The 25,331-nt window shown below is 70.5% G+C and carries 26 protein-coding genes and 1 tRNA gene; 16 read left to right on the top strand and 11 right to left on the bottom strand.

The annotated features are described in order from the left end of the window. Window positions 1-36: 36 nt before the first annotated feature. The 4 genes from TBR22_RS15400 to TBR22_RS15385 form a co-directional block, all read right to left on the bottom strand. A complete protein-coding gene (locus tag TBR22_RS15400; RefSeq protein WP_239488731.1) occupies window positions 37-1,923 on the bottom strand; it encodes a secretin N-terminal domain-containing protein in 1,887 nt (628 codons plus the stop codon). Beyond that, the gene (lolA, locus tag TBR22_RS15395) at window positions 1,904-2,566 is read right to left on the bottom strand and encodes an outer membrane lipoprotein chaperone LolA (protein WP_239488730.1); all 663 of its coding nucleotides are present in this window, start codon (window positions 2,564-2,566) and stop codon (window positions 1,904-1,906) included. The genes TBR22_RS15400 and lolA overlap by 20 nt, the downstream gene beginning before the upstream one ends. Before the next feature lie 21 nt (window positions 2,567-2,587). Further along, a complete protein-coding gene (locus tag TBR22_RS15390; RefSeq protein ID WP_239488729.1) occupies window positions 2,588-4,087 on the bottom strand; it encodes a PHP domain-containing protein in 1,500 nt (499 codons plus the stop codon). Window positions 4,088-4,300: 213 nt separating this feature from the next. Further along, complete coding sequence (locus tag TBR22_RS15385; protein WP_239488728.1) at window positions 4,301-4,525, bottom strand: zinc ribbon domain-containing protein; 225 nt, start codon at window positions 4,523-4,525, stop codon at window positions 4,301-4,303. 238 nt (window positions 4,526-4,763) lie between these two features. On the opposite strand from TBR22_RS15385, the gene TBR22_RS15380 reads away from it, so the two are divergent. The 4 genes from TBR22_RS15380 to TBR22_RS15365 all read left to right on the top strand — a co-directional run bounded on the left by TBR22_RS15380 (window position 4,764) and on the right by TBR22_RS15365 (window position 7,829). Next, window positions 4,764-4,839: transfer RNA gene (locus tag TBR22_RS15380), tRNA-Ala, on the top strand. A gap of 275 nt (window positions 4,840-5,114) precedes the next feature. Beyond that, window positions 5,115-5,765 (top strand): PEP-CTERM sorting domain-containing protein, encoded by a 651-nt coding sequence (locus TBR22_RS15375; RefSeq protein ID WP_239488727.1) that lies wholly within the window; start codon window positions 5,115-5,117, stop codon window positions 5,763-5,765. A gap of 225 nt (window positions 5,766-5,990) precedes the next feature. After that, window positions 5,991-6,608: a hypothetical protein gene (locus TBR22_RS15370; protein ID WP_239488726.1), complete on the top strand. Its 618-nt coding sequence runs from the start codon at window positions 5,991-5,993 to the stop codon at window positions 6,606-6,608. 135 nt (window positions 6,609-6,743) lie between these two features. After that, the gene (locus tag TBR22_RS15365) at window positions 6,744-7,829 is read left to right on the top strand and encodes a 6-phosphofructokinase (RefSeq protein WP_239488725.1); all 1,086 of its coding nucleotides are present in this window, start codon (window positions 6,744-6,746) and stop codon (window positions 7,827-7,829) included. Between the two features lie 145 nt (window positions 7,830-7,974). On the opposite strand, the gene TBR22_RS15360 is transcribed toward TBR22_RS15365, so the two are convergent. From TBR22_RS15360 to rplM, 7 genes are all read right to left on the bottom strand, one after another. Beyond that, a complete protein-coding gene (locus tag TBR22_RS15360; RefSeq protein ID WP_239488724.1) occupies window positions 7,975-8,991 on the bottom strand; it encodes an asparaginase in 1,017 nt (338 codons plus the stop codon). Continuing rightward, on the bottom strand, window positions 8,988-9,557 hold the full coding sequence (gene frr, locus TBR22_RS15355) for a ribosome recycling factor (protein WP_239488723.1): 570 nt from the start codon (window positions 9,555-9,557) through the stop codon (window positions 8,988-8,990). Before frr ends, TBR22_RS15360 begins: the two co-directional genes overlap by 4 nt. A 22-nt stretch (window positions 9,558-9,579) precedes the next feature. Continuing rightward, entirely contained in the window at window positions 9,580-10,299 is a 720-nt protein-coding gene (gene pyrH / locus TBR22_RS15350) for a UMP kinase (RefSeq protein ID WP_239488722.1), read from the bottom strand. A 230-nt stretch (window positions 10,300-10,529) separates the two neighbouring features. Further along, window positions 10,530-11,390: a translation elongation factor Ts gene (gene tsf, locus TBR22_RS15345; RefSeq protein WP_239488721.1), complete on the bottom strand. Its 861-nt coding sequence runs from the start codon at window positions 11,388-11,390 to the stop codon at window positions 10,530-10,532. A 126-nt stretch (window positions 11,391-11,516) separates the two neighbouring features. After that, window positions 11,517-12,347: a 30S ribosomal protein S2 gene (gene rpsB / locus TBR22_RS15340; protein WP_370651347.1), complete on the bottom strand. Its 831-nt coding sequence runs from the start codon at window positions 12,345-12,347 to the stop codon at window positions 11,517-11,519. Between the two features lie 115 nt (window positions 12,348-12,462). Next, window positions 12,463-12,855: a 30S ribosomal protein S9 gene (gene rpsI / locus TBR22_RS15335; RefSeq protein ID WP_239488720.1), complete on the bottom strand. Its 393-nt coding sequence runs from the start codon at window positions 12,853-12,855 to the stop codon at window positions 12,463-12,465. Between the two features lie 5 nt (window positions 12,856-12,860). Next, window positions 12,861-13,292, bottom strand: coding sequence for a 50S ribosomal protein L13 (gene rplM, locus TBR22_RS15330; protein WP_239488719.1), 432 nt, complete (start codon window positions 13,290-13,292; stop codon window positions 12,861-12,863). 418 nt (window positions 13,293-13,710) lie between these two features. Here rplM and pilM point away from each other — a divergent pair, with 418 nt between their 5' ends. The 12 genes from pilM to thiE are packed head-to-tail and all read left to right on the top strand — an operon-like array spanning window position 13,711 to window position 25,320. Then, complete coding sequence (pilM, locus tag TBR22_RS15325; protein WP_239488718.1) at window positions 13,711-14,772, top strand: type IV pilus biogenesis protein PilM; 1,062 nt, start codon at window positions 13,711-13,713, stop codon at window positions 14,770-14,772. Beyond that, entirely contained in the window at window positions 14,769-15,404 is a 636-nt protein-coding gene (locus TBR22_RS15320; RefSeq protein ID WP_239488717.1) for a PilN domain-containing protein, read from the top strand. Before pilM ends, TBR22_RS15320 begins: the two co-directional genes overlap by 4 nt. A 10-nt stretch (window positions 15,405-15,414) precedes the next feature. Beyond that, the gene (locus TBR22_RS15315; RefSeq protein ID WP_239488716.1) at window positions 15,415-16,047 is read left to right on the top strand and encodes a type 4a pilus biogenesis protein PilO; all 633 of its coding nucleotides are present in this window, start codon (window positions 15,415-15,417) and stop codon (window positions 16,045-16,047) included. A 9-nt stretch (window positions 16,048-16,056) separates the two neighbouring features. After that, window positions 16,057-16,566, top strand: coding sequence for a pilus assembly protein PilP (locus TBR22_RS15310; RefSeq protein WP_239488715.1), 510 nt, complete (start codon window positions 16,057-16,059; stop codon window positions 16,564-16,566). Next, window positions 16,563-18,641 (top strand): type IV pilus secretin family protein, encoded by a 2,079-nt coding sequence (gene pilQ / locus TBR22_RS15305; RefSeq protein ID WP_239488714.1) that lies wholly within the window; start codon window positions 16,563-16,565, stop codon window positions 18,639-18,641. Before TBR22_RS15310 ends, pilQ begins: the two co-directional genes overlap by 4 nt. After that, on the top strand, window positions 18,638-19,261 hold the full coding sequence (locus TBR22_RS15300; protein ID WP_239488713.1) for a hypothetical protein: 624 nt from the start codon (window positions 18,638-18,640) through the stop codon (window positions 19,259-19,261). The genes pilQ and TBR22_RS15300 overlap by 4 nt, the downstream gene beginning before the upstream one ends. A 13-nt stretch (window positions 19,262-19,274) precedes the next feature. Beyond that, window positions 19,275-20,057, top strand: a complete 783-nt coding sequence (locus tag TBR22_RS15295; RefSeq protein ID WP_239488712.1) for a PKD domain-containing protein — start codon at window positions 19,275-19,277, stop codon at window positions 20,055-20,057. Window positions 20,058-20,085: 28 nt separating this feature from the next. Further along, complete coding sequence (locus TBR22_RS15290; protein ID WP_239488711.1) at window positions 20,086-21,591, top strand: tetratricopeptide repeat protein; 1,506 nt, start codon at window positions 20,086-20,088, stop codon at window positions 21,589-21,591. A gap of 32 nt (window positions 21,592-21,623) precedes the next feature. After that, window positions 21,624-22,784, top strand: a complete 1,161-nt coding sequence (locus tag TBR22_RS15285) for a Xaa-Pro peptidase family protein (protein ID WP_239488710.1) — start codon at window positions 21,624-21,626, stop codon at window positions 22,782-22,784. Between the two features lie 2 nt (window positions 22,785-22,786). After that, window positions 22,787-23,266, top strand: coding sequence for an acetyl-CoA carboxylase biotin carboxyl carrier protein (gene accB, locus TBR22_RS15280; RefSeq protein ID WP_239488709.1), 480 nt, complete (start codon window positions 22,787-22,789; stop codon window positions 23,264-23,266). A 14-nt stretch (window positions 23,267-23,280) separates the two neighbouring features. Next, entirely contained in the window at window positions 23,281-24,639 is a 1,359-nt protein-coding gene (gene accC / locus TBR22_RS15275) for an acetyl-CoA carboxylase biotin carboxylase subunit (protein ID WP_239488708.1), read from the top strand. A 6-nt stretch (window positions 24,640-24,645) separates the two neighbouring features. Continuing rightward, window positions 24,646-25,320 (top strand): thiamine phosphate synthase, encoded by a 675-nt coding sequence (thiE, locus tag TBR22_RS15270; protein WP_239488707.1) that lies wholly within the window; start codon window positions 24,646-24,648, stop codon window positions 25,318-25,320. Window positions 25,321-25,331 lie beyond the last annotated feature (11 nt).

Here is a 25,331-nt window from a genome sequence, read left to right as displayed (position 1 = left end):
GAATGCCGAACCTGAAGCGTCCGGCGTCAGACGTCGTCAGCGTGGCGGCGTCGTCGTCGGCGGGACCGGCGTCGGGCGCGGCGCCGGCAAGGTGCGCTGCTCGGGAATCGCCGGTAGTTGCGGGAACTGCGCGCCGGGCCCGTCGCCGTCGGGCGGGGCCGCCGCGGGCTGCGACGGGCGCAAGGGCAGGGGCGTGACGGTCGGCGGCACGTCGAAGCCGCCCGAGGCCGGGCCGCCGCTGCGGCCGGCGAGGAACGGACGCAGGTCGTCCTCGTCGAGGTCGAGCACGCGGATGATCCGCGGCGTCAGCATCAGCACCACGTCGGTCTGCTGGGTCTCGCGCTCGTTGCTCGCGAAGATCTTGCCGACCACCGGGATGTCGCTGAGGCCGGGGATGCCCTTGAGCACCGTGCGTTCGTTGTCGCGGATCAAGCCGGCCAGCAGGTTGGTCTCGCCGTCGCGCAGCCGAATCGTCGTCGTGATCGACCGGGTGCCGAACGTCGGCAGTCCCGAGTAGCCGGTGCCTGACAGGCTGCTCACCTCGATCTTCACCGCCAGCGTCACGTCGTCGTTGTGATGGGTGCGCGGCGTGATGTCGATGTTCACGCCGACGTTGCGGTAGGTGAACGACGTGATGGGCTGCTGGTTCACGCCACCGGTCGCGATCGGCGCGAAGGTGACCTGCGGCACCGGCACTTCCTCGCCGAACTTGGCCTGGGCCGGCAGGCCGTCCGACGTACGCAGCTGTGGATTGGCCAGCGTGCGCGTGTCGCTGTCCTGCTTGAGCAGGCGGTAGTAGAGGCCCGGCAGGTTCGTGAAGAAGATGTCGCCCTTGCCCAGGTTGGTCAGCTGTTCGAGCGTCAGGCCGCCCTCCTGGTTGATGTCCACCTGGCCGCCGATACCGACGCCATCGGTGCCCGGCGAGAGGATCTGGATGCCGTACTGCTTGAAGCGGGTGCGGTCGATCTCGAGCAGTTCGACGTCGATGACCACCTCGGCGCGGGCCTTGTCGATGGCCGCAATCAGCCGCGAGGCTGCCTCGATGCGCTCCGGCGTGTCCTTGATCGAGATGGCGTTGGTCGCGGTGATGGGGGAGAGGCGCCGCGCGTCGACGACGATGCGCAGCAGGTCGAGCGTCTCCTTGAGGTCCGCGTTGCTCAGGTAGAACGTGCGGATGACCTCTTCCTCGTATTCGCGTCGCTTGGCTGCCGTGTCGGGCACGACGGTGACGGTGCGCGGGGCGGTCGTGCGCCAGAACGTGCCGGTGGCCCGGCCGATCGCGTCGAGCGCCGTCGGGAGCGTCGCGCCGCGCAGGTCGATCGACAGCGGCACGCTGCGGAACTGGGGGTCGAACACGACGCTGATGTCGGCAAATCGCGCCAGCGACGTCAGCACGTCGCGGCTGCCGGCGTCGCGGAAGACCAGCGAGTCGGGCACCGTGACGTCGGGCAGGTCGCGACCCTGCGGCGGCAGGGCCCGCGCGCGACTGATCAGCGACTCCAGTTGCGTGGTGCCTTCCTTGCGCACCGCCATCTTGGTCCGCAGCGCGGTCCGCATCTCGCGGACGGCGCCCTCGGCGTCGCCGTTGGCGGGATTGAGCTCGAGCGCCAGCTGGAACTCGACGAGCGCCTCCTCGTACTTGCCCGCGCCCGAGAGTCGGCGGCCCTTCGCGTAGTGCGCGGCCGAGGCGCGCAGCTTCGCTCGCTTCAATGCGGTGGTGACTTCCCGGTTGTCGGGGTCGGCCACCGCCGCCTGCGTGTAGGCGACGATTGCCTGATCGAAGTCCTCGCGCTGCTCGGCCAACTCCCCGACCTTGTAGGGCTTGGGCGCGCTGGCACAGGCGGTCGCCAGGACGAGAACGGCCACCGCGACCAGGCGCGCCCCGGGCAGGCGCCGCCGCGACTCACTCCTGCGTGACGACATCGACGCCCTTCGGCATGGAGAAGCGGAACTTGCCCTCGGCCACGCCGACATTCTCGCGCAGATTGGTGAAGCTGAACGTGGAAGTGCCTCCCTGGCCGTCGACGACGATCAACTGGCGCATCACGAAGGTCGTCGCGTCGACCACCAGCGTGAGGGTCTCGTACTCGGGCTCCTTGCGCACCGGCCGCAGCTTCAGGGCGCGGGTGCCGACCATCGGAGCCTGGACTTCCTCGACGGTGAAGTCGCGCAGGAGGTCGCCGCGGCCCGCCAGAAAGAGGATCGGCGTCGGCACCCGTCCGGCTTCGGGCATGGCGCTCACGCGCACCTGCCGATCGGCGGGCACGTAGAAGTACATCCGCATGCCGTCGGCGACGAACAGCTTCTTCTCCGGCGCTTCGTAGTCCCACCGCATCCGGCCCGGCTTCCGGATGGCCACTGTCCCCCGCTCGACGGTGCGCCGTTTCAGGGCCCCGCCCACGTACGACTGCTCGAAGGCAGCCGTGAAGTCCTTCACCTGCTGATAGTGCGCCTGGATGGAGCGGGCGAGTGCGTCACCCGTTCCCTGCGCCAGTACCTCGGCAGGACCGGCGATCGTCGCGAGGCCCAGGCAGGCGGCCGACAGGAAGAAGCGTCTCGTGTGCATGGTCGTGTCCCGTGCGCCGCCTCAGCGGCGGCCCGTTCGCTTGGCGGCCACGAACGCCCGGATGGCGTCGACGTTGCCCGTGTTGAGCACCTGCGCCCTGGTCAGCCCGGCGCGCCGGGCCAACCCGACGCCGAACCGCATCTGCCGCCCGAGCCGCTCGGCCATGTGGCAGTCGCTGTCCACGAGGATCGGCGCGCCGATCGACGCGGCGAGCTCGGCCAGCGGCGCGTCCAGGTCGAGGTGGCCCGGGGCGCCGTCGATCTCGACCGCCGTCCCCGTGCGCGCGGCCTCTTCGAACAGACGCGCGAAGGCCAGGGCGTAGCCGGGTTGTCGCCCGGGCGACCGGTTGGCGGGATGGGTGATCACGTTCACGAGCGGATGGGCCAGGACCCGTTCGTAGCGTTGCAGGATGCGCGCCGGCGAGTGGCCGAAGCTCTCGTGCATCGAGGCCAGCACGATGTCGAGGCGTTCGAGCACGGAATCGGGGACGTCGAGGCTGCCGTCCTCCTGGATGTCGCACTCGATGCCCTGCAGGATGGTGATGTCGGGGACCAGCGCCCGCACTGCGGCGATCTCTTCGGCTTGCTCGGCGAGCCGTTCCAGGCTCAGCACCCGCGACGCGCGCGACGTCGGGGAATGATCGGTGATCGCCATGTAGCGATAGCCGAGCGCTCGTGCGGCGTGCACCATGCCGGCCACGCTGTCGCGGCCGTCGCTGTACACCGTGTGCATGTGCAGGTCGCCGCGGATGTCCGCCACTTCGATCAGGGTCGGCAGGTTCCCGGCGTCGGCGGTGGCCAGGATGTCGGGGCGGCCGCGCAACTCCACGGGCACCAGGGGCAACCCCAGCCTCTCGTACACGGCGGCCTCGTCGACGACGGGCACCGCGGCATCGCCCTCGAGTAGCGCATCGCGCGACAGCGTGAAGCCGCGCGCGGTGGCCCGTGCGGCAAGGGCGCGGACGTGCAGGCGCGGCCCCGTGTACCAGAGCAGGCTCGTCGGCGCCGCATCGGGAGTCGTCGCGTGCACGACGATCGGCTCCGGGTCGGCGGCCAGGGCGACCCCACGCGACCCGGCCACGACCAGTACCTCGCGTGGCAACGTGTCCACCACGCGTCGCACCCAGCCCTCCGGGTCGGCGGTCACGGCCAGGACGGCCACGTCAGGGCTCAGCGGGTCGGTCCGCCTGAGTCCGCCGAGCAGGTGCCATGCCTCCGGGGCGCCAGCGGCCGCCGCCAGCTCCTTGCGGGCCTGCTTGGCCTGCATCCACGCGCGTCCCAGCGGCACGTGTCCCTCGTCGGCGTCGGGCGGGATGAGCGCGTCGACCAGCTCGTCGGGCAGGTGGCGGGCCAGGTCGGCGTCCAGGAGGAGATCCTCGTCGGCGACCCGGTGGCGCAGGGGATGCTGCCCGTGGCGGATCAAGGCGCGCGCGCCGGCCGGGAGCCGGCGGTGCAGGAGCGCGATCTCGTCGTGGTCGATGCGGCGCAGCCGCTCGAGCAACTCCGCGTCGCGGGCGGTCAACAGGCCCTGGGAGTCGAGCGAGCGGCGGATGAGGCTCCACGGCGTGCGCGACTGATGGTCGGCGATGCGCCGGATCGCGGTCGAGACGCGGGCCCAGTGAGCGGCGTCGTGGGTGCGCCCGAGCGCGCGCGACAGGCCGGCCAGGTGGTCGAGCGCATCGGCGACGGCGACGGCAGAGCGGCGGCGGAGGTGGAACAGGGCTCGGCTCCGGGCTCAGTGCATGCGGCAGCTGCCGGGACCACGCGGGTCGCCGCAACTGCCGCAGGCACCCGGGGCGGCGGCGACCGCCGAACCGCCCGCATGTGCTGCGAAGGTCGAGATCTGCTTGCGGAGCTCGGGGTGCTCACAGGCCGGGCACAGCTCGGGCTGCTTGCCGTTCAGGACGATGGCTTCGAAGCGGTGGCCGCAGTGGTCGCAGCGGTATTCGAAGATGGGCACGGTAGGGGCATTATAGAAATGCCGAATGCCGAATGCCTAATGCAGGATGCCGAATGCCTAATGCAGGCCCAAGGCCCAAGGCCCAAGGCCCAAGGCCCAAGGCCCAAGGCCCAAGGCCCAAGGCCCAAGGCCCAAGGCCCAAGGCCCCCTCGAGTGTGCTACACTCTGCGTTCGGTCGAGGCGCGGTGACGCTGCCTGAGGCCGACGCGGCCCCGCCCGGGGCCGCTCGACAGGGAGTGGGCGGCTAGCTCAGCTGGGAGAGCGCCGCGTTCGCAACGCGGAGGTCGGGAGTTCGAGCCTCCTGCCGTCCACCAAATCTCCTCATGACGCCGCACGAGCCACTGGCCGGTGCGGCGTTCGTCGTTTCTGCCCGTCGACAGGGCCGGTAGGTTCGCGGCGCCGGCCGGCTCGCCGTCGGGCTGCCGCGTGCGCTTCCGCTTACCTGACCTGCATGGCCGGCTCGCGCGGTGATGCCGTCTGCATCACACCGGGAGGCCGGCGTGCAGGCTGCGGGCGCAGTGGTCATCGGCACGTGCATTGCTCCTTCTGGACCGGGCCTGTTCCAGGCCCAGGAGGTGGACACACGTCGATGCTTCGTCTACTCACCCCCGCGCTGTGCACGGGCGCCCTGATGTTCGGCATGGCAACCCAGGCCGACGCTGCGCTGCTGTTCCTGGCGGCACCCAACTTCGTCCAACCCGACGAGAACCTGCTCTTCAACGGTGACGGGCTGTTGAGTGGCCCCGGCCTGATGGTGCAGGGGGCGACCAACCAGACCGCAACGATCTTCAACCTGACGGGCACGGTCGACCTGGTGACGCCGGCCGCGGGGCAGGCGCGCGTCGAGGACGAAGCCGGCACCGGATTCGACCGCTTGCTTGTCGATGCGCTCGACCCGGCCCTGTACTTCACCGAGTTCGAGGCGAACCTCAACGCGGGCGCCGATGGGGTGGCCACCATCAAGGCCCTCAGCGCGCTCGGGGAGACCTACACCTTCCAGTTCGGCGTCAACGCCGGTGGACAGAACTTCTTCGGGATCAAGGCGACCGAAGGCGATGCCATCGACACGGTGCTGATCCTCACCAACGGGGCGCTGCAGGACGTTCGGCAAATCCGGCTCGGCGGCGTCGGCCCCAGGGACGGTGGCGACACGGGGGGAGGCGACGTGCCGGAACCCACGTCTCTCATGCTGGTCGGCGGGGCGCTCCTCGCCATGACGGCATCGAGGCGTCGCGGGTAGGCGGCCATGGCGCCTCAGGGACCAACTGGCCGGTCCCTGGGGCGCGATCGCCGGTCGAGGTGTCGCCGTCAGGTCGCACCTCGACCGGCATGCGTCACTCCCGAGGCCCCGGCCTGCCGCCCGGAGAGGCCAACGGCGCTGGCACGCGCCTTGGTGCAAGGAGGGCAGGCAGCCTCTCGGGACGTGGATGACGTGTCCCGAGCCTTGAGCCGCCGAGGAGGCCAGATGTCGTTCCTTCCCCGCATCGTCGCACCCCGTGCCCTGCCCGCTGTGGCCATGCTGCTCGTCGCAGGCGCCTGCGCCCCCGCACCGTCGGCCACGACGACCATGCCGCCGCCGACAACGGCCGCGGCGTCGTCCCCGGTGCTCCTGTCCTGCCCGACCGGGCAGCAGCCGCTCCTCCGACAGGTGGTCGTTGGCAACACCCTCGTCCCGCAGGTCGAGTGCGTGACGGCCCCCGGCCCGGCGGTGCAGGCGGCGCTCGCGCCGGCGCCCGGGGCGGCGGCGCCGCCCGCCTATGCGCCCATGGTGGTTCCTGCGGCGGCTCCGATGGCCGTGGCACCCGCCCCCGTCGCCTGGTCGAGTGATCCGCGTCCCGCCCCGGTGCGGACCGTCGTGCGCCGTCCGGCAGCGCGCCGGGTCGTGTACGACGACGTGGAGGAGATCCAGCGGCCGTCGCGGCGTTCGTGGCAGAAGAGCGCGCTCATCATCGGCTCGGCGGCAGGTGTCGGGGCCGGCGTGGGCGCAGCCACCGGCGGCAAGAAGGGCGCGCTCATCGGCGCGGCGGTCGGTGGTGGCGCGGCGACCCTCTGGGATCAGGTGACGCGTCGCCAGCCGCGTTGAGGCGGCACGCACGGTCGGCTCTGTCATGGGGCGCGCTCCCGGCGGGGCGCGCCCGGTTTGCGTTTATACTTCAGCAGTCTTCCGTGTGCGCGAGCGCCGGATTTCCCGATCACTCCAGAGGATAGACGTCTTCGTATGAGCAAGGTCCGTCGGATTGGTGTACTCACCGGTGGCGGGGATGCCCCCGGCCTGAACGCGGTCATCCGCGCCGTGGTCAAGTCGTCGTACAACCACGGCATCGAGTGCCTCGGCCTCGAGAACAGCTTCGATGGGCTGCTCGAGACCAACCGCCACACCGTGCTCACGCCGCGCAACGTGACGGGCATCCTGCGCCTCGGCGGCACGATCCTCGGCACGGTCAACCGCGGCAACCCGTTCCTCAAGCCGATCGAGACCTCCGACGGCCCGCGCGACTACGCGGAGCGCTGCATGGAGATGTTCCACAAGCTGAAGATCGACGGCGTGGTCGTCATCGGCGGCGATGGGACGCTCTCCATCGCGCACGAGTTCAACAAGAAGGGGATGCCGATCATCGGCGTGCCCAAGACGATCGACAACGACATCGTCGGCACGACCAACTGCTTCGGCTTCGACACGGCGGTCACCTTCGCCACCGACGCCATCGATCGCCTCCACACGACCGCGCAGGCGCACCAGCGCGTCATGGTCGTCGAGGTGATGGGCCGGTACGCCGGCTGGATCGCGCTCTACTCGGGCGTGGCCGGCGGTGCCGACGTGATCATGATCCCGGAGATTCCGTACGACATCGAGACCGTCGCGCGGCGAATCAAGGAGCGTGATTCCTTCGGCGCCAAGTTCAGCATCGTGGTGGTCGCCGAGGGCGCCGTGCCCAAGGGCGGCAAGGTGTCGCTCGTCAAGGCGGCCGACGGCGGCTACGTGGAGCGGCTCGGTGGCGTCGGGCACCGCATCGCGGCGGAACTCGAGAAGCTCACCGGCAAGGAGACGCGCACGGTGGTGCTCGGGCACCTGCAGCGCGGCGGGTCGCCCACCAGCTTCGATCGCATGCTCGCCACGCGCTTCGGCGCGATGGCCGTCGAACTGCTGATGAAGGGCGAGAGCGACCGCATGGTCGCCTTCCACCCGCCCGAAATCGGGTCGGTGCCCCTGGCCGACGTCGGCGGCAAGATGCGCCTCGTCCCGGCCGACGGCGACGTCGTCCGCACCGCCAAGTCGCTCGGGATCAGCTTCGGGGACGAGTAGGCTCAGGGCTCACGCCTCAGGGCTCAGAAACACCACGGGCGCCCCCTCACCGGGGCGCCCGTTTTCGTCGTCCTTGCCGTGCAGAATGCTCTCTGAGCCTTGAGCCTTGAGCCCTGAGCCCTGAGCCCTGAGCCCTGGGCCCGCGTCACGCCATCGGGTCATCGAAAATCGCGCGCAGCGCCTCGTGATCGTGCGTGTGGCCCAGCGCCAGCATCAGCTTGATGCGCGCCTTCACGCCACTGAGGCGGCCGGCGAAGATGAGTCCCAGGTCGCGCAGGCCGCGGCCACCGCCCTCGTAACCGTAGCGCTCGCGCACGCTCCCGGCGCCGCAGCGCGAGGTCAGCACCACCGGCAGGCCGGCCCGCACCGCCGCGGCCAGGTCGTCGAGCATCGCGGGCGGCACGTTGCCGCGTCCCAGCGCCTCGATCACCAGGCCCTTGGCGCCACTGGCCAAAGAGCAGCGCACGAAGCGCCCGTCGGCGCCCGCCGCGACCTTGATGAGGTCCACGTCGGGCTCGAGTCGTCGCACCCGCAGCAGCCCATCGGCCTCCGGGTCGCTCCAGGCCCGCTCACGTGGCGTGTCGCGCAGGTAGCGCACCACGCCGGCATCGACGACGCCCACCGGGCCGAACTCGCGGGACTGGAACGACGCCGCGGCCTCGGTGTGCACCTTCTCGACCTCCCGAGCCGACAGGATCTGCTCGTTCATGGCCACCATCACGCCGCGCCCACGCGAGTCGGCGGCGCCGGCGACCTGGACGGCGTGCACGAGGTTGGCCGGCCCGTCCCAGCTCGGCTCGGACATCGTGCGAATCGCCCCGACCAGCACCACCGGCTTGTCGGTGCGCAACGCGATGTCGAGGAAGTACGCGGTCTCCTCGAGCGTGTCGGTACCGTGCGTGACGACGACGCCGTCGATGTCGGGACGTTCGAGCCAGGCGGCGACGCGGCGGGCCAGTCGCCACATGTGTTCGGGAGTGACGTGCGGGCCGGGGAGCTGCGAGACGTCCTCGAGCTCGATGTCGGCGACGTCGGCCAGCTGCGGGACGTGCGCGAGGATGTCGTCGCCGCGCATGGCCGGGACGGCCGATCCCGATCGCGCGTCGATGCGCATCGAGATCGTGCCGCCGGTGAAGAGGATGGCGACGGTGGGGCGGGTCACACCGTGAGGAGTTCCTGGTCCTTCTTCTTCTGCAGGTCGTCGATCAGGTGCACGTGCTGGTCGGTCATCTTCTGCACCTCGTCGAGCCCGCGGCGCTCGTCGTCCTCGGAGATGGCCGAGTCCTTGAGCAGCTTCTTCAGGCGGTCGTTGGCGTCGCGACGCACCTGGCGCACCCCATTGCGGGCTTCCTCGGCCAGCTTGTGGATCACCTTGGTGAGTTCCTTGCGGCGCTCCTCGGTCAGGGCGGGGAGGGGGATGCGCACGACCTTGCCGTCGTTGGCGGGGTTGAGCCCGAGGTTGGCGGCGCGGATCGCCTTCTCGATCGCGCCCATCAGGCTCTGATCGAAGGGCTGCGCGACGATCAGCGTCGACTCTGGCACCGACAGCTGCGCCACCTGGTTGAGCGGCATCGAGGTGCCGTAGGCTTCGACGTGCACGTTGTCGAGCAGCGCCGTCGAGGCGCGACCGGTGCGCACGCCCGTCATCTCGCGCTTGAGGTGATCGACCACCGCGCCCATGCGCTTGCGCGACTCGTCGTACAGCGACTTCAGATCCGAGACGTCCATCGTCGTGTGTCCTGCTCCGTGTTCAGGCCGTGACCAGCGAGCCCACCGGCTCGCCCATGATCGCGCGGCGCATGCTGCCGCGTGCGTTCAGGTCGAGCACCACGATGGGCATCTTGTTGTCCATGCAGAGGGAGATCGCCGTCGCGTCCATCACCTGCAGCCCCTGCTCGAGGACCTGCAGGTAGGTGATGCGATCGTACCGGGTGGCAGTGGGGTCCTTCTTGGGGTCGGCGGTGTAGATGCCGTCGACCTTGGTCGCCTTCATGATGACGTCGGCCTTGACCTCCATCGCGCGCAGCGCGGCAGCCGTGTCGGTCGTGAAGTACGGGTTGCCGGTGCCGGCGGCAAACACCACCACGCGACCCTTCTCGAGGTGGCGGATGGCACGGCGTCGGATGAAGGGCTCGGCCACCGCGCGCATCTCGATGGCGGTCAGCACCCGCGTCGGCACGCCGTGGTGCTCGAGGCCGTCCTGCAGCGCGAGGCCGTTCATCACCGTCGCGAGCATGCCCATGTAGTCGGCGGTCGCGCGATCCATGCCGCGGGCGCTGCCGGCCATGCCGCGGAAGATGTTGCCGCCACCGATGACGATCGCGACCTGGACGCCGATGGCGCGGATCTCGGCCACGTCCTCGGCGATGCGAGTGACCACGGCGGGGTCGACACCATAGCCCTGGTCACCCATGAGTGCTTCGCCGGACAGCTTGAGAAGGACGCGGGAGTACGCGGGACGTGACGACATGCCGGGCGAGATTATAACCGCGCAGACGCACGACGGGCGGCAGGGGAGCGCTCGGTGGTGACGACGGGCTCACGGCTCAGGGCTCAAGGCTCAGAGAGCATCCAGCACGCTGACTGCTCAGCACTCGAGGCTTGGAGCGCAACCCGCGAGACACCAAACGCAGAACGGGCGCCCCGGTGAGGAGGCGCCCGTGGTGTTTCTGAGCCCTGAGCCTTGAGCCCTGAGCCTGCTTACGCCTGGCTCGCCTCGCCGACCTTGAAGCGCGCGAAGCCCTTGATGGCCACCGGCGCGCCGATGGCCTTCGAGACGGCCTCGACGGCCTGCGACACCTTCACCTTCGGGTCGCGGATCGTGGGCTGGTCCACCAGGCACACCTGCTCGTAGAACGCGCCGAGCTTGCCCTCGATGATCTTCTCGATCACGTTGGCCGGCTTGCCGGACTCGGCCATCTGCGCGCGGTAGATCTCCTTCTCCTTCTCCACGTCGGCCGCCGGCACCTCGGCGCGCGTCGTGTAGGCCGGGGCGGCGGCGGCGATGTGCATCGCGAGCTCGTTCACGAACGCCTTGAAGGCTTCGTGCTGCGTCGCCTCGCCCTTCGCGCCGTCGATCTGCACCAGCACGCCGATCTTGCCGCCCATGTGGCTGTAGCTGCCCACGTAGTCGGCGCTCAGCTTCGCGGTGCGCGGCACGGCCATGTTCTCGCCGACCTTGGCGATCTCGGCCGTGATGCGCTGCCCGATCGGGCCGTCGGCGGCCACCAGCGCGGCATGCGGCTGGTCGCTCGTGAACACCGTGTTCGTGATCTCCTCGACGAGGGCCTTGAAGCCGTCGTTGCGGGCCACGAAGTCGGTCTCGCAGTTCACCTCGGCGAGGACGCCGAGCGTGCGGTCGTCGTTGAGGCGGATGCCGACCACGCCCTCCGACGCGACGCGGCCGGCGCGCTTGGCGGCCTGCGCGAGTCCGCGCTTGCGGAGGTACTCGATCGCGGCCTCGACGTCGCCGTTGCTCTCGGTGAGCGCCGTCTTGCACTCCATCATGCCCGCGCCGGTACGCTCGCGCAGGTTCTTGACCATCTCAGCGGTGATTGCCATCGGTGTGGATTCCAGGAAGAGGACGAAGAGTGGAGCGCCGGCAGGCGCCCCGGCAGACACACGAAACGCCGGCCGAGACTGCGGTCGGCCGGCGTTCGGACACAGCGCCGCGACGGGCGGCCTCGATTACACCGAGGCCGGCGTGGCGGGTTCGGACTTGGGGGCGGCGACGCGAGGCGCCTGCCGCTGCTGGGCGCGCAGGGGCTCGCCGGACTTGCCGACGGCCTCGCCATCGGGTCCGACCACCACGGGCGCCTCGGCCTGCGCCGACTCGCGGACGCCACGGCCCGCGATCACCGCGTCGGCGATGCGCGAGGCGAAGAGGCGGATGGCGCGGAGCGCGTCGTCGTTGCCCGGCACCGCGAAGTTCACCTGATCCGGATCGCAGTTGGTGTCGACGATGCCGATGACCGGGATCTTCAGCTTGCGGGCCTCGTCCACGGCGATCTGCTCGTGCTTGGTGTCGACGATGAACACCGCGTCGGGCAGGCGATCCATGTGACGGATGCCGTCGAGGTTCTTCTGGAGCTTGCGCTTCTCCTTCTCGAGCCGCGCGATCTCCTTCTTCGACAGCATGTCGTAGCGGCCGTCGGTCTCCATGGCCTCGAGGTCGCGCAGGCGCGCCAGCGAGCGCTGGATGGTGGAGAAGTTGGTGAGGAGGCCGCCGAGCCACCGCTGGTTGACGTGGTACATGCCACAGCGGGCGGCTTCCTCGGCAATCGCTTCCTGCGCCTGCCGCTTGGTGCCGACAAACAGCAGCGTCCGGCCCTCGCTGGCCAGCTGCATCACGAACTGCTCGGCGTCGCGGAACAGGCGCGCGGTCTTGCCGAGGTCGATGATGTAGATGCCATTGCGCTCGCCGAAGATGTACGGCTTCATCTTCGGGTTCCAGCGCTTGGTCTGGTGGCCGAAGTGCACACCAGCCTCGAGCAGGTCTTTGACAGCGATCGGGGTCAAGCTTCCTCCAACACCTTCTCGGACGCCTCTTGCGTCCCATGTCGTTACGTTCCGGGCGGATGGCCCGGACTCGCTTCCTGCGCCGGGAGCGACGGCGTCGCTCCCGGGTCCTGCACTAGCGCTTGCTGAACTGGAAGCGCTTGCGCGCGCCAGCCAGGCCGTACTTCTTGCGTTCCTTGGCGCGCTGGTCGCGCGTCAGCAGGCCGGCCTTCTTCAGGCGCCCGCGCAGCTCTGCGTTGTACAGGCAGAGCGCCCGCGCGATGCCCAGGCGCAGCGCGCCGGCCATGCCCGAGATGCCGCCACCGGCGGTCGTCGCGACCACGTCGAACTTGTCGAGGGTCTCGGTCAGCACGAGCGGCGAGCGGACCTGCAGGCGCAGCGACTCGGTGTTGACCGCGTCGGCAATCGGCTTGTGGTTGATCGTGATCTGGCCGGAGCCAGGGCGCAGGAAAACACGAGCCGTCGAGGACTTGCGACGCCCGGTGCCGTAGTACTGGATGACTGCCACGGTGGTTACTCGACCTCGAGGGACTGGGGCTTCTGCGCCGCGTGCGGATGGTCGGCGCGCTCGTAGACGTTCAGCTTCCGGTACATCTGGTCGCCCATCTTCGTCTTGGGGAGCATCCCGCGGATGGCTTCCTCCATCAGGCGCGCCGGGCGACGCTTCCGAAGGTCCTTGGCGCGCTCTTCACGCAACCCACCTTCGTAACCGGAGTGATACCGGTACAGCTTCTGTTCTTCCTTCTGCCCGGTCAGCACGGCCTGGCCCGCGTTGACCACGACGACGTGATCACCGCAGTCGATGTACGGCGTGTAGGTCGGCTTGTGCTTGCCCTGCAGGACCTTGGCGGCCAGGCTGGCCACCCGCCCGAGCGACTGGCCTGCCGCATCGATGACGTGCCAGCGTCGCTCGATGGACTTGGCGCTCGGAATGAACGTGCTCATGATGACCCTTTTGCTCCTTGCTGACACACAGCAAAAGGAGAGGATACGCGCCTCATGCGAGGGCTGTCAACAACTTCGCGGTGAGGCGGCGTCGCCGCCGCCCCGAACCCTGGTACGCGGGCCCACGCCCGCCCCACCGCCAGACTTTCCAACCCCTGACGATACCACCTCTTCAGTAGGCCCCGGCGGCTGACTGCCCTTGGGTAGCCGATGGTCGCTACGCCGGCACCCCCTGTCACAAAACTGCCAGCCTACCGACGACCTCCGCGTGCGGATTCGGCCACGGTGGAGCAATTTGGGCGACTGCCGATTGCATTTCTGGTTGGCACCGCCCTTGCCTCTCTGTGTGGCGGTTACGAACCTGCCGTCGGGCATGACGCCAGCGGTGGGAGTTCCCGGATTCACAGGTGAGGTCGGCGTGCTGTTCCGCAAACAGAAACCCGTCGTCGGGCTGGACATCGGGTCGAGCGCCATCAAGGCGGTCGAGCTCAAGGCCTCGGGCAAGGGCTGGAAGGTGGTCGCCTTCGGCGTCGAGCCGTTGCCGCCCGACACCATCGTCGACGGCGCGATCATCGACGGCACCGCCGTCGCCGACGCGATCCGTCGCCTGTTCGACCGCCTCGGCATCAAGAACAAGGAGGTCGCCGCCTCCCTGTCCGGCAACGCCGTCATCGTCAAGAAGATCACGCTGCCGGCGATGACCGACGCCGAACTGTCGACCTCCATCACCTGGGAGGCCGAGCAGTACATCCCATTCGACATCCAGGACGTCAACCTGGACTACCAGGTGCTGAGCCGGCCGCCCAAGGCCGCCGCCGGCGCCACCATGGACGTCCTCCTGGTGGCCGCCAAGAAGGAGACGATCGCCGACTACACCGGCGTGATCGCGCAGGCCGGCAAGCTGCCGGCCATCGTCGACGTCGATGCCTTCGCGCTGCAGAACGCCTACGAAGCCAACTACGGCACCCGCGATGCGATCGTCGCCCTGCTCAACATCGGGGCCAGCGCCATCAACATCAACATCGTCCGCGGCGACCAGTCGCTGTTCACCCGCGACGTGCCGATCGGCGGTAACGCCTACACCGAGGCCCTGCAGAAGGACTTCCAGATCGCGCAGGAAAGCGCCGACCTGCTCAAGCGCGGTTATCCGGCCGACGGCCTCGACCCGACGCAGACCGGCCCGAGCCTCCAGATGGTGACCGAGGCCGTGCTGCTCGAGGTGCAGAAGACGCTCGACTTCTTCCGCGGCACCACCGGGGCCGACCACATCGACCTGCTCATGGTGACCGGCGGGGCCTCGCAGGTCGCCGGCCTCGTGGAAGCCCTGCAGGAACGCCTCGGATACCCGGTCGAGTTGCTCGACCCGTTCAAGACCGTCAGCTTCGACGCCGCCAAATTCGGCGTGCCCGTGCTGTCGGAGGCTGCTGCCGCCGCCACGGTGGCCGTTGGCCTCGCCCTCCGAAGGAAGGGGGACCGATGATTCGCGTCAACCTCCTCGCCAGCGAACAGCAGCGGACCGCCGCGCCCGCGTTCTCCGGTCTGAGCGCCAACAAGGTCCACATCCTCGGGGCTGCGCTGGTCGCCCTGTGCGTGGCCGCTGCCGGCTACCGGCACCTCGACCTGCAGGCGCAGCAGAGCAATGCCGACCGCCAGCTGGCCGCGGCGCGCGCCGAAGAGCAGCGGCTCAAGGCCGTCACCGAGGAACTCGCGCGGTTCGAGGCCCAGACGGCGCTGTTGCAGCAGCGCGTCGCCTTGATCGAGCAGCTCCGCAAGGGCCAGCGCTCGCCGGTGACCCTGCTGGACCAGGTCAGCAGGCAGCTGCCCGACCGCCTGTGGCTCACGACCCTCAACCAGGCGGGCGCCGACGTCACGCTCGAGGGCCGCACGACCACGCTCACCGCGCTGTCGGACCTGATCGGGAACCTCGAGAACTCCGGCGTGTTCAGCCGCCCCGTCGAGATCGTCAGCAGCGAGATCGAGAGCGGGCGCGGGCAGGCCGACCTGATGAAGTTCACCGTGCGCGCCACGTTCCCGATGGGCGACATCGAGCCGCCCGCCGACGCGGCGCCCGCTCGCCCTGGCGCCGCTGCCCGGCCGCCGGTCGGTCGCTGAGGAGCCTGCCATGGAACTCGGACTGAACAAGTTGCCGTGGTGGGGCCAGCTGGCCCTGTACGTGGTGCTCGGCGCCGGACTCGTCGCGACGCACCACTACATGTACGCCGTGGACATGGAAGCCAAGGTGGCCCGCACGCACGCCCAGCGCCGGACGATCGAGACCGGCATCGCCCGCGCTCGTGTGGAGGAGCGACGCCTGCCGGAGTTCCGCTCGCGCATCGCGGAGCTGAACGCACGGCTCGCCGCACTGCGCAACGTGCTGCCGGAGCAGAAGGACGTGGGCGATCTCCTGCGCCGCATCCAGACGCTCGCGACCCAGTCCAACCTGACCATCCGCGGCTTCAAGCCGCAGCCGGTGGCGCAGCGGCAGCAGCACGCCGAATGGCCCATCTCGTTGCAGCTCGAGGGCACGTACCACGACCTCGGCGCCTTCTTCGACAAGGTCAGCCGGATGCCGCGCATCATCAACATCTCCGGCATCAACATCAAGGCGCACGCGACCACCGAGCCATCGCCGGCCACCGTGGACGCGCAGTGCACCGTCACCACGTTCGTCCTCATGGAAGCGCCGGCGCCCGGCGCCCGGCCCGGGGCGCGCCCGGCTGGCGCCGGCGCCCGTCCGCCCGTTGCAGCGCGCTGAGGTGTCGTCATGCTGCTGAAACTGACCTGCCGCGTCGTGCTGTTGTCGGTCGCGATCGCCGTGCCGGGCTTTGCCCAGGCCGCCGGCACGACCACCAGGACTCCCGCCACTCCCGTGACCGCGCCGAAGGGGACCGCGCCTGCAGCCAAGGCGCCGGCCGCCCCCGAGGACCGGGCCGGCTACGACCCGGCGGGGCGCCGCGACCCGTTCGTGAGCCTCATGTCGCGCGGCGAGTCCAGGCTGCCGATGGCCGGGCGACCCTCCGGCGTGCGCGGCCTGCTGATCGGCGAGCTGAGCGTGCGCGGCGTCCTGCGCACCAACGGGGCGCTGCTGGCCATCGTGCAGGCCCCCGACAACAAGACCTACACCCTCCACCCCGGCGACACGCTCTACGACGGCACCGTCAAGGTCGTGGGCGCCGACGCCGTCGTCTTCCTGCAGCGGGTCGAGGATCCGCTGTCTCCCGTGAAGCAGCGGGAGATCCGCAAGTCCCTGAGAAACACAGAGGAGTTCCGATGATGCGCCCGCGCACGCCGATCCTCGCAGCCCTCACGGCGGTCCTCGTCGCCGGCGTCCCCTCACGGGCGCTGGTGGCGGCCGTCCCCGTGACGCCTCGCGAGGTCTTGCAGCTGGTCCAGGATGGACAGCGCCTGCTCATCGACACGCCAGGTGGCGTGTCTTCGGCACCGGCCGCGAGGCCGGCCGGTCAGGCCGCCGACCCGGAGGCCGCACGCACGCTGACCGCCGTGCGGGCCACCCGGGAGGACGGCGACGTGCTGGTCACCCTCGAGGGTGACGGCAAGCTCGCGGCCACCGCCGTGCAGGTGCCCGACGCGACACCGGCACGCCTGGTGCTCGACTTCGCCGGCGTCGCCCACAAGGTGGCCGCCACCACGCCCGTCAACGCCGGGCTGGTGCGGCGCGTGCGCGTCGCACGCAACAGTGCCACGCCGCTGGTGACGCGCGTCGTGATCGACCTGTCGGGCACCTTCCTCTACAAGGTGCGGCCGGCCGCCGACCAGCGTTCGCTGGTCGTGACGATCGGTAACCCGTCGCAGCGCGCCCGTCGCGACGACGAGGCACTGAGCCGCGCATTCGGCGCAGCGCCGGCGCCGGCGGTCACGCGGGCGGCGACGCGTCCGGCGACACCCGCTCCGACCCCGGGTCCCGCCCCGACCCCGGCCCCGGTCGCTGCCAGCGCCAAGGTCGCCGAGGCGCCGCCGCCCGCCGCGCCGCGTCCCGCCGTCCGACGGACGACGACGCCGGCGCCGGTGCCGTCGGCACAGGTGGCCACCGAGCCGCCCGCCGTGACGACGACGCAGGCGATGAGCGGTGGCAAGTACACGGGCCATCCGATCTCGCTCGACTTCCAGGGCGTGGACCTGCGCGCCGTGCTCCGCACGTTTGCCGAGGTCACGGGCCTGAACCTGGTGATTGACCCCGGCGTCAAGGGCGTGGTCGACGTGACGCTGCGCGACGTGCCGTGGGACCAGGCGCTCGAGATGATCCTGCGCGCCAACCAGCTGGCCTACAGCGTCGACGGCACCATCGTCCGCATCGCCCCGATGGCGACCTTCTCGACCGAGGCGGCCGATCGCCGCAAGCAGGCCGAGGAGCGCCTGCGCGAGCTGGCGGTCTCCAAGAAGGAGTACCGCACGGTGCGCCTCTCCTACGCCAACGCGAAGGACGTCGCCCAGCTGGTGGCCAAGACCGGCCTCACCACGTACGGCGAGGTGCAGGTCGACGAGAACACCAACACGCTGATCCTGTTCGACATCCCCGACGGCATCACCAAGGCGCAGCAGCTGCTCGGCGAACTCGATCGGCCGCAGGCGCAGGTGGAGATCGAGGCGCGGATCGTGCGCACCACCAAGAGCGCGGCGCGCGAGCTCGGGCTGCTCTGGGGCTTCGGGGGCAAGGCGACCCCCGAGCTGGGCAACACGTTGCCGCTCGCGTTCCCGAACTCGGTGGTGGCCGGCGGCGTGGCCGGCTCGGTCAACACCGCCGCCGACAACGCCTTCCTCAAGCTCGGGAGCATCAACGGCGCCTTCAACCTCGACGTGGCGCTGTCGGCCCTCGAGACCCAGGGGCGCGTGAGCATCATGCTGCGGCCTCGCGTGGTCACCCAGAACAACGTCAAGGCGACGATCACGCGCGGCCAGGAGATTCCCTACACGACGCTGCAGACGCCGGCCGGCGGCGATGGCGTCAACGTGATCCAGCCGGTGCCGCAGGTGCAGTTCAAGACGGCTGCGCTCACCCTGAACGTGACCCCGCGCATCACCGAGGCCAACACGGTGATCCTCGACGTCGACGTCGACAACGGCTCGCCGGGCCAGGTCGAGGCCAACGGCAACCGATCCATCAACACCCAGCGCGTCACCACGCGCGTGCTCGTCGCCGACCAGGGAACCACGGTCATCGGCGGCATCAACGAAGCCGTCACCCAGTTCACCGAGGACCGGACGCCGGGCCTCTACAAGGTGCCGCTCATCGGCCGTCTCTTCCGCCGCGACTCGTCGACCGACGACGAGGGCGAACTGCTCATCTTCATCACGCCGCGCATCCTGCGGGACGGAGGACCCGTCAAATGAGACTCTCGCGATACCTCTCGCAGCGTGGGCGGGCGCGCACGACGCGCGCCGCGGCCCTCGGCCTGCTGCTCGCCGCCACTGCACTGGCCGGCGGCTGCAGCAGCACCGTCACGACGGGGCAGGGCTCGTCCTACCTCGTGATCCAGCGGCTCGAAGGCGCCTCCGGCGCCGAGAGCGGCACCTACACCTCCGTGCTGCGGTCCGACGTGCTCACCAAGGGGAGCATCTTCGAGGACAACGGCCGCGTGACGATGTCGCTGGCGATGAAGGACGTCGCCACCGGGCCGACGACCAACAACCTGATCACGCTCAATCGCTACCGGGTCGAGTTCCGCCGCACCGACGGCCGCAACACGCCCGGCGAGGACGTCCCCTACGCCTTCGAGGGCGCCATCACCGGCACGATCGGCGAGTCGGCGTCGAGCATCGGGTTCTCGCTGGTGCGAGCCCAGGCCAAGCTCGAGAAGCCGCTGGTCACCCTGGTGGGCATCCGCGGCGGCGCCTTGATCATCTCGACGATTGCCGACGTCACGTTCTTCGGCAAGGACCAGACCGGCCGCGACGCGACCGTGACCGGCTCCATCAGCGTCAACTTCGCCGACTGGGCGGACCCCGAGTAAGCCAGGTGCAGCCATGATGACCGCACGACGTTCCTCGCTTCTGCTGCTTGCCCTGGCAGGCCTGTGGGTCTCGACGGCCTGCACGTCCAAGCCCGACATCCCGAAGGCGACCGGCCCCTCCGAACTCGGCCTGTCCCTGCAGGTGCTGGCCTCGCCCGACGTCCTGAACACCGATGGCATGTCGACGTCGCAGATCACCGTCACCGCGCGCGGGCCCAACAGCGAGCCCAAGGCCGGCGTGCCCCTGCGCGCCGACATCCGCGTCAACGGCGCCATCGTCGACCTCGGCAGCCTGTCGTCCAAGCAGCTGAGCACCGGCGGCGACGGGCGCGCCACCGTGGTGTACACCGCGCCTCCCGGCGGGCTGAGCGGCAACGCCGACCGCGGCAACGTCGTGCAGGTCGCCTTCTCGCCCCTCAGCGGCGACTACGCCAACGCGGTGGAGCGCGCCGTCAGCATCCGTCTGGTGCCGCTCGGGACGATCGTCTTCCCCGGCCAGCCGATCGCCAACTTCTCCTGGAGACCCACCGAGCCGTATGCCATGGACGAAGTGACGCTGGACGCCGGGCTGTCGAAGGACTGCCCGCTCAACGCGACCGCGCCGTCCGACTGCTACGACTCGCCGACGCTGCAGTACGAGTGGAACATGGACGATCGCGGCATCATCCTGCAGGGCCGCGTCATCAAGTACCAGTTCCCGCAGCGCGGGGACTACTTCGTGAAGCTCACCGTCACCAACGCGCTGGGCAACAAGGTCTCGGTGACCAAGCAGATCGACGTGCTCGCGCGCCCGTAGCCCGCGAGCCAGCCAGGAACGCCGCGTCATGCCGACGGGGAACCCGCTCGAACAGCTCCGGCGCCGCATGCAGTCGCATGCGACGCCGGCCGCCTTTGCCGCCCTCGCGGAGGAACATCGCCGCGCGGGACGCCTCGACGAGGCCATCGCGGTGTGCCGCGACGGCCTGGCGCGCTATCCCGCCTACGTGTCGGCGCGCGTGACCCTCGGGCGCGCGCTTCTCGACACCGGCGACCTGGCGGGTGCGCTCGAGGAACTCGAGCAGGCCGTGGCGCAGGCCCCGGACAACTTCGCCGCCGTCCGGGCGCTGCAGGCCGCGCACGCTGCGGCAGGCGCCGCACCGCCGCCGCCGCCCTCGGCCGACCTCGTCCTGCACGCGCCGACGACCGACGACACGGCCGACATCGCCGGCGATCTCCTGGCCCGCGCGATGGGCACGGGCGTGGACGGGCCGCAGGAGTTCGGACTCGGGCCCGACTGGTCGCTGCCGGAACCGCCGCCGATCCCGGACGCGGCCCCTCCGCTGCCGCACCCTCCGGCCTCCGAACAGGCGGACACGGCGGTCGCCGTCGCCCACGGCGACGCGCCGACGATGTGCTTCACGCCGCCCCATGTGCAGGGCGAGGAGCCGGCCGGCATCTGGCCGGTGCCGGCCCCTCCGCTCACCAGCGACCCGGTCACCGACGCCGCGCCCGTCTTCTCGTGGGCCCTGGATCCGCCCGCCGGGGAACACCCCGAGAGCGACGGGGGGCAGGCCGCGGTGTCGCAGATGCCGCCGGCGAGCATCTGGGACGCCCCGACCATCGACGCGCCCCTGGCCAGCCTCCTGCCATCGGCCATCGACGAGGCTGCCGTGGCCGCGCCTGCTGCATCGACGCCAATGTCGGACGCCGATGCCGGGGTCGAGGCCGCTGCGCCGATCGAGGCCACGCCGGTCGATCCGCCGCCTTCGGGCTTCTGGAGCGACTTCGGCGATGTCGGCACCGGCGCCAGTGATCCGGTGCCGTTCTCGGGGTGGGGCGAGCTGCCCATCCCGGAGTCCGACGCGTCTCCCGCAGGCGCCTCATGGGGCGACGATGCCGCCGGGGCGTGGGCATCGCAGGACGGCCCCTCGGCGGCCTGGACGCTGCCAGGAGCCGACGAGGTGTCCACGACGCCGTTCCAGGACGTGCTGGGCCAGGAGGTGGAGCGGCCGGTGCCGGCATCGTTCGCCGAGCGCGAGGCCACGGGTGTCGATCCCGTGCCCTTCGGCGACGCCACCGAGCCCGACCCGTCCGCGACGCCGTGGCAGGGTACCCTGGCGTCGGCCCTCGAAGAGGTCTTCACGCGCGCCGGCACCGCGCCCGGCGCGTCGCTGGAGCCACCGACGAGCGAGGTCACGGCTGTCCGCATGGCGATGGCCGACCTGGCCGTGGAAGCGGCCATCGAGGACGCCGCGCAGCCCGACACGGCGCCGGCGCTGGCCTCGCTCGAGCAGTTGCTGGCCAACGTCCGGGCCCGCCGCGCCTCGCTGTTCACCGGCTTGCCGTCGTAGGCGCCTCCCGTCCGGGACTACACTGGGGCGCCGTGCGCGCCCCGGACCCCCTGCCGCCCTTCGACTTCCGCAATCGGCTGGCCCGTGCCACGGCCGCCCTGCGGGCGGCGCAGGCCGACCTGCTCGTCGTCTCGCACCTGCCGAACCTCCGGTATCTCTCGGGGCTCGAGGCGACCGCTGGCGCCGGTGTCCTGACCGCCGACGGCCACCTCCACCTGCTGGTCGATCCCCGCTACGAAGCGGCAGCCGCGGTTCGGGCCGCCGAGGTCGGCGCCGACCTGCTGACCCCCGTCCACACCGCCGACACTCCCACGCCCGCGTGGATCGCCCGCCACTGCGTCTTCCTGGGCGCCCGTCGGCTGGTGGTGGAGAGCCGTGCGTTGTCGCTCCACGACGCGCGGCAGATGCAGTCGGCGCTGGAGGCGGCAGGGTGGGGCGGCGAGTTGGTCGAGACCCCGCTCGACGTGGTGGAAGGCCTGCGGCGCGTCAAGGATCCGGTCGAACTGGCGCTCCTGCGGGAGGGCGGTGCCCGCCTCTCGGACGCGGCCCGGTCCATCCTTGCCGACCGGGTGGCCCGGCCCGGACGGACGGAACTCGAGGTGGCGGCCGAGATCGACGCAAGGGTCCGTGCAGTCGGGTTTTCGCGGGCCGCGTTCGACACGATCGTGGCCAGCGGGCCCCGCAGCGCCTTCCCGCACGCCCGCCCGACCGCCCGCCGCCTCGAGGCCGGCGATGTGGTGGTGCTGGACTTCGGGGGCGTGTACGGCGGATACTGCGTCGATTTGACCCGGACCGTGAGTCTGGGGCACCCTTCGTCCGAGGTCGACCGCCAGTACCACGCGGTCCGCGCGGCGCAGCAGGCCGGATGCGCCGCGGTTGGCCCGGGCGTGCTGCCGGCCCACGTGGACCGGGCAGCCCGGCAGGTGCTCGAGGCTGCAGGCCTCGGGGAGACATTCGGACACGGCACGGGACACGGCCTCGGCCTCGAAGTACACGAGGCCCCGCGGTTGGCGCGCCCTCGGCCGGAAGACGCTGCCCAGCCCCCCCTCGAGGCTGGCGTGGCCTGCACCATCGAACCGGGGGCATACGTGACAGGCCGCGCCGGCATCCGCATCGAGGACGATGTCGTGGTGACGGTGGACGGACACGAATCGATCACCGACGTGCCCCTCGGCTGGCCGACCGCACACTGACGATGACACTCGACGAAATCAAGCAGATCCTCGACCTGGTCCGTGAACACGAGCTCTCCGAGTTCGAGCTGGAACAGGAAGGCGTCAAGCTGCGGGTCCGCAAGAAGGGCCAGGACGCCCCCGCCGTGGTCGTGGGTCCCGGCCACTCGATCCCCATGCCCGTCATGGCGCCCGGCCTGCTCGCCGCCCCGGCACCCCCGGAGGCGTCGGCGCCCGAGGTGACCGAGACCGAGGGCGTCGAGCTCGCGGTGGTGAAGTCGCCGATCGTCGGCACGTTCTACCGCGCGCCCGAGCCCACCGCGTCGCCCTTCGTCAACGTCGGCGACACGGTGCGCAAGAACCAGGTCCTGTGCCTGATCGAGGCCATGAAGCTGATGAACGAGATCGTCTCGGAGTACGACGGCGAGATCGTGCAGATCTTCGTCGAGAACGGCCAGCCCGTGCAGTACGGCGAGCGGCTGTTCGCCGTGCGCGCGCGCTAGACAGGGACGATCGCGTGTTCAAGAAGATTCTGATTGCCAACCGCGGCGAGATCGCGCTGCGGGTGATCTGCGCGTGCCGCGAGATGGGGATCAAGACGGTCGCCGTCTTCAGCGAGGCCGACGAGCACAGCCTCCACGTGCGCTTCGCCGACGAGGCGGTGTGCATCGGGCCGGCCCGCAGCAGCGAGAGCTACCTGCACGTGCCCGCCATCATCAGCGCCGCCGAGATCACCGGCGCCGATGCCATCCACCCGGGCTACGGCTTCCTCTCCGAGAGCGCCTACCTCGCCGAGGTGTGCGAGGCCTGCCACATCAAGTTCATCGGGCCGAGCCCGTCGGTCATCCGGCTGATGGGCGAGAAGTCGCGGGCCCGCCGCGCGATGAAGAAGGCGGGCGTGAGCACGCTGCCCGGCAGCGAGGGACCGGTCGAGAGCGACGAGGAGGCGCAGAAGGTCGCCGCCGAACTCGGGTACCCGGTCATCATCAAGGCCAGCAACGGTGGCGGCGGGCGCGGCATGCGCATCGTCCGCTCGGGCGACGAACTCCTGCAGGCGCTGCGCACGGCGCAACGCGAGGCGCAGGCCGCCTTCGGCATCGGCGACGTCTACCTCGAGAAGTACCTCGAGGCGCCCCGCCACATCGAGGTCCAGATCCTCGGTGACGAGCACGGCAACGTGGTGCACCTCGGCGAGCGCGAATGCTCGGTGCAGCGTCGGCACCAGAAGCTGATCGAGGAAGCGCCCTCGGCGGTGATCACCGAGAAGCAGCGCAAGGCCCTCGGCAAGATGGTGGTCGATGCCGCGAAGGCCGTCGGCTACGCCAGCGCCGGCACGTTCGAGTTCCTCATGGACGCGCACAACAACCTGTACTTCATCGAGGCGAACACCCGCCTGCAGGTGGAGCACGGCGTCACGGAACTGGTCACCGGCATCGACATCGTCAAGGAGCAGATCCGCGTCGCCGCCGGCGAACGGCTCTCGTTCACGCAGGACGACGTGAAGATCAGCGGTCACGCGATCGAGTGCCGCATCAACGCCGAGAACCCGAACACGTTCGCGCCGAGCCCCGGCCGCGTCGATGCGTTCTGCCTTCCCGGCGGACCCGGCATCCGCGTCGACACGTTCATCCACGCGGAGGCGACCGTGCCGCCCAACTACGACTCGCTGGTGGCCAAGCTGATGTCGTACGGCCGGACGCGCGAGGAGGCGATCGCGCGGATGCGCCGCGCCCTCGAGATGACGGTGGTGGAGGGCATCCACACCTCCGTGCCGATGCACCTGCGCATCCTCGCCGACGAGGACTTCCAGCAGGCGCGCATCTCGACCGCGTTCATGGATCGATTCCTGGCGCCACCCACGCCGCCACCGGCGTAGGCCGCGATGGCCACCGCGCACGCCGCGCCGCGACGGGCCTTCCCGTCGCGGCTGTATGCCATCGCCGACGCCGACGTCGCGGCGAGCGCCGGGTGGACCGTGCCCGACCTGGCCGAGGCCTTCCTCGACGCCGGCGTGCGCGTCATCCAGATTCGCGCCAAGGAGGCCGCCGCGCGCGACGTCCTCGGGTGGCTCGACCGGCTGGCGCCGCGGGCCGGCGAGGCCTGGATCCTCACCAACGATCGCGTCGATCTCGCCCTGGTGGCGGGCACGCGGCACGTCCACCTCGGACAGGACGACCTGCCCGTCGCGGATGCGCGCGCGCTGCTCGGCGAGGCGGCGATCATCGGCCTCTCGACGCACACGGTCGCCCAGGTCGACGAGGCGGGCGCCCTGCCGCTCGACTACGTGGCCGTCGGGCCGGTCTTCGGCACGGCGACCAAGGCCACAGGGTACGCGGCAGTGGGGACGGCCCTGATCACCGAGGCGCGTCGCCGGCTCGACGCGCAGGACGGGAGCCGCGGCCTGCCGCTGGTCGCCATCGGCGGCATCACCCTGGCGCGCGCGCCGCAGGTGATCGAGGCCGGCGCCTCGGCCGTGGTGGTGATCAGCGACCTCGTGCAGGGCGGCAACCCGCGCGGCCGGGCCAGCGAGTACCTGCGGGCGTTGGGCGAAATCTGACGGCGACGCCG

Source organism: Luteitalea sp. TBR-22 (assembly GCF_016865485.1).
In the GTDB taxonomy this organism is placed as follows: domain Bacteria; phylum Acidobacteriota; class Vicinamibacteria; order Vicinamibacterales; family Vicinamibacteraceae; genus Luteitalea.
Note: the sequence above shows the minus strand (reverse complement) of the source record. Positions and strands in the feature narration are given on the sequence as shown.

Excerpts from the sequence above, each read along its gene's own strand:
- TBR22_RS15400 (WP_239488731.1), bottom strand. The coding sequence starts at position 1,923 with ATGTCGTCACGCAGGAGTGAGTCGCGGCGGCGCCTGCCCGGGGCGCGC.
- lolA (WP_239488730.1), bottom strand. The coding sequence starts at position 2,566 with ATGCACACGAGACGCTTCTTCCTGTCGGCCGCCTGCCTGGGCCTCGCG.
- TBR22_RS15375 (WP_239488727.1), top strand. The coding sequence starts at position 5,115 with ATGCTTCGTCTACTCACCCCCGCGCTGTGCACGGGCGCCCTGATGTTC.
- TBR22_RS15370 (WP_239488726.1), top strand. The coding sequence starts at position 5,991 with ATGTCGTTCCTTCCCCGCATCGTCGCACCCCGTGCCCTGCCCGCTGTG.
- TBR22_RS15365 (WP_239488725.1), top strand. The coding sequence starts at position 6,744 with ATGAGCAAGGTCCGTCGGATTGGTGTACTCACCGGTGGCGGGGATGCC.
- frr (WP_239488723.1), bottom strand. The coding sequence starts at position 9,557 with ATGGACGTCTCGGATCTGAAGTCGCTGTACGACGAGTCGCGCAAGCGC.
- pyrH (WP_239488722.1), bottom strand. The coding sequence starts at position 10,299 with ATGTCGTCACGTCCCGCGTACTCCCGCGTCCTTCTCAAGCTGTCCGGC.
- tsf (WP_239488721.1), bottom strand. The coding sequence starts at position 11,390 with ATGGCAATCACCGCTGAGATGGTCAAGAACCTGCGCGAGCGTACCGGC.
- rplM (WP_239488719.1), bottom strand. The coding sequence starts at position 13,292 with ATGAGCACGTTCATTCCGAGCGCCAAGTCCATCGAGCGACGCTGGCAC.
- TBR22_RS15320 (WP_239488717.1), top strand. The coding sequence starts at position 14,769 with ATGATTCGCGTCAACCTCCTCGCCAGCGAACAGCAGCGGACCGCCGCG.
- TBR22_RS15315 (WP_239488716.1), top strand. The coding sequence starts at position 15,415 with ATGGAACTCGGACTGAACAAGTTGCCGTGGTGGGGCCAGCTGGCCCTG.
- TBR22_RS15310 (WP_239488715.1), top strand. The coding sequence starts at position 16,057 with ATGCTGCTGAAACTGACCTGCCGCGTCGTGCTGTTGTCGGTCGCGATC.
- pilQ (WP_239488714.1), top strand. The coding sequence starts at position 16,563 with ATGATGCGCCCGCGCACGCCGATCCTCGCAGCCCTCACGGCGGTCCTC.
- TBR22_RS15300 (WP_239488713.1), top strand. The coding sequence starts at position 18,638 with ATGAGACTCTCGCGATACCTCTCGCAGCGTGGGCGGGCGCGCACGACG.
- TBR22_RS15295 (WP_239488712.1), top strand. The coding sequence starts at position 19,275 with ATGATGACCGCACGACGTTCCTCGCTTCTGCTGCTTGCCCTGGCAGGC.
- TBR22_RS15290 (WP_239488711.1), top strand. The coding sequence starts at position 20,086 with ATGCCGACGGGGAACCCGCTCGAACAGCTCCGGCGCCGCATGCAGTCG.
- accB (WP_239488709.1), top strand. The coding sequence starts at position 22,787 with ATGACACTCGACGAAATCAAGCAGATCCTCGACCTGGTCCGTGAACAC.
- thiE (WP_239488707.1), top strand. The coding sequence starts at position 24,646 with ATGGCCACCGCGCACGCCGCGCCGCGACGGGCCTTCCCGTCGCGGCTG.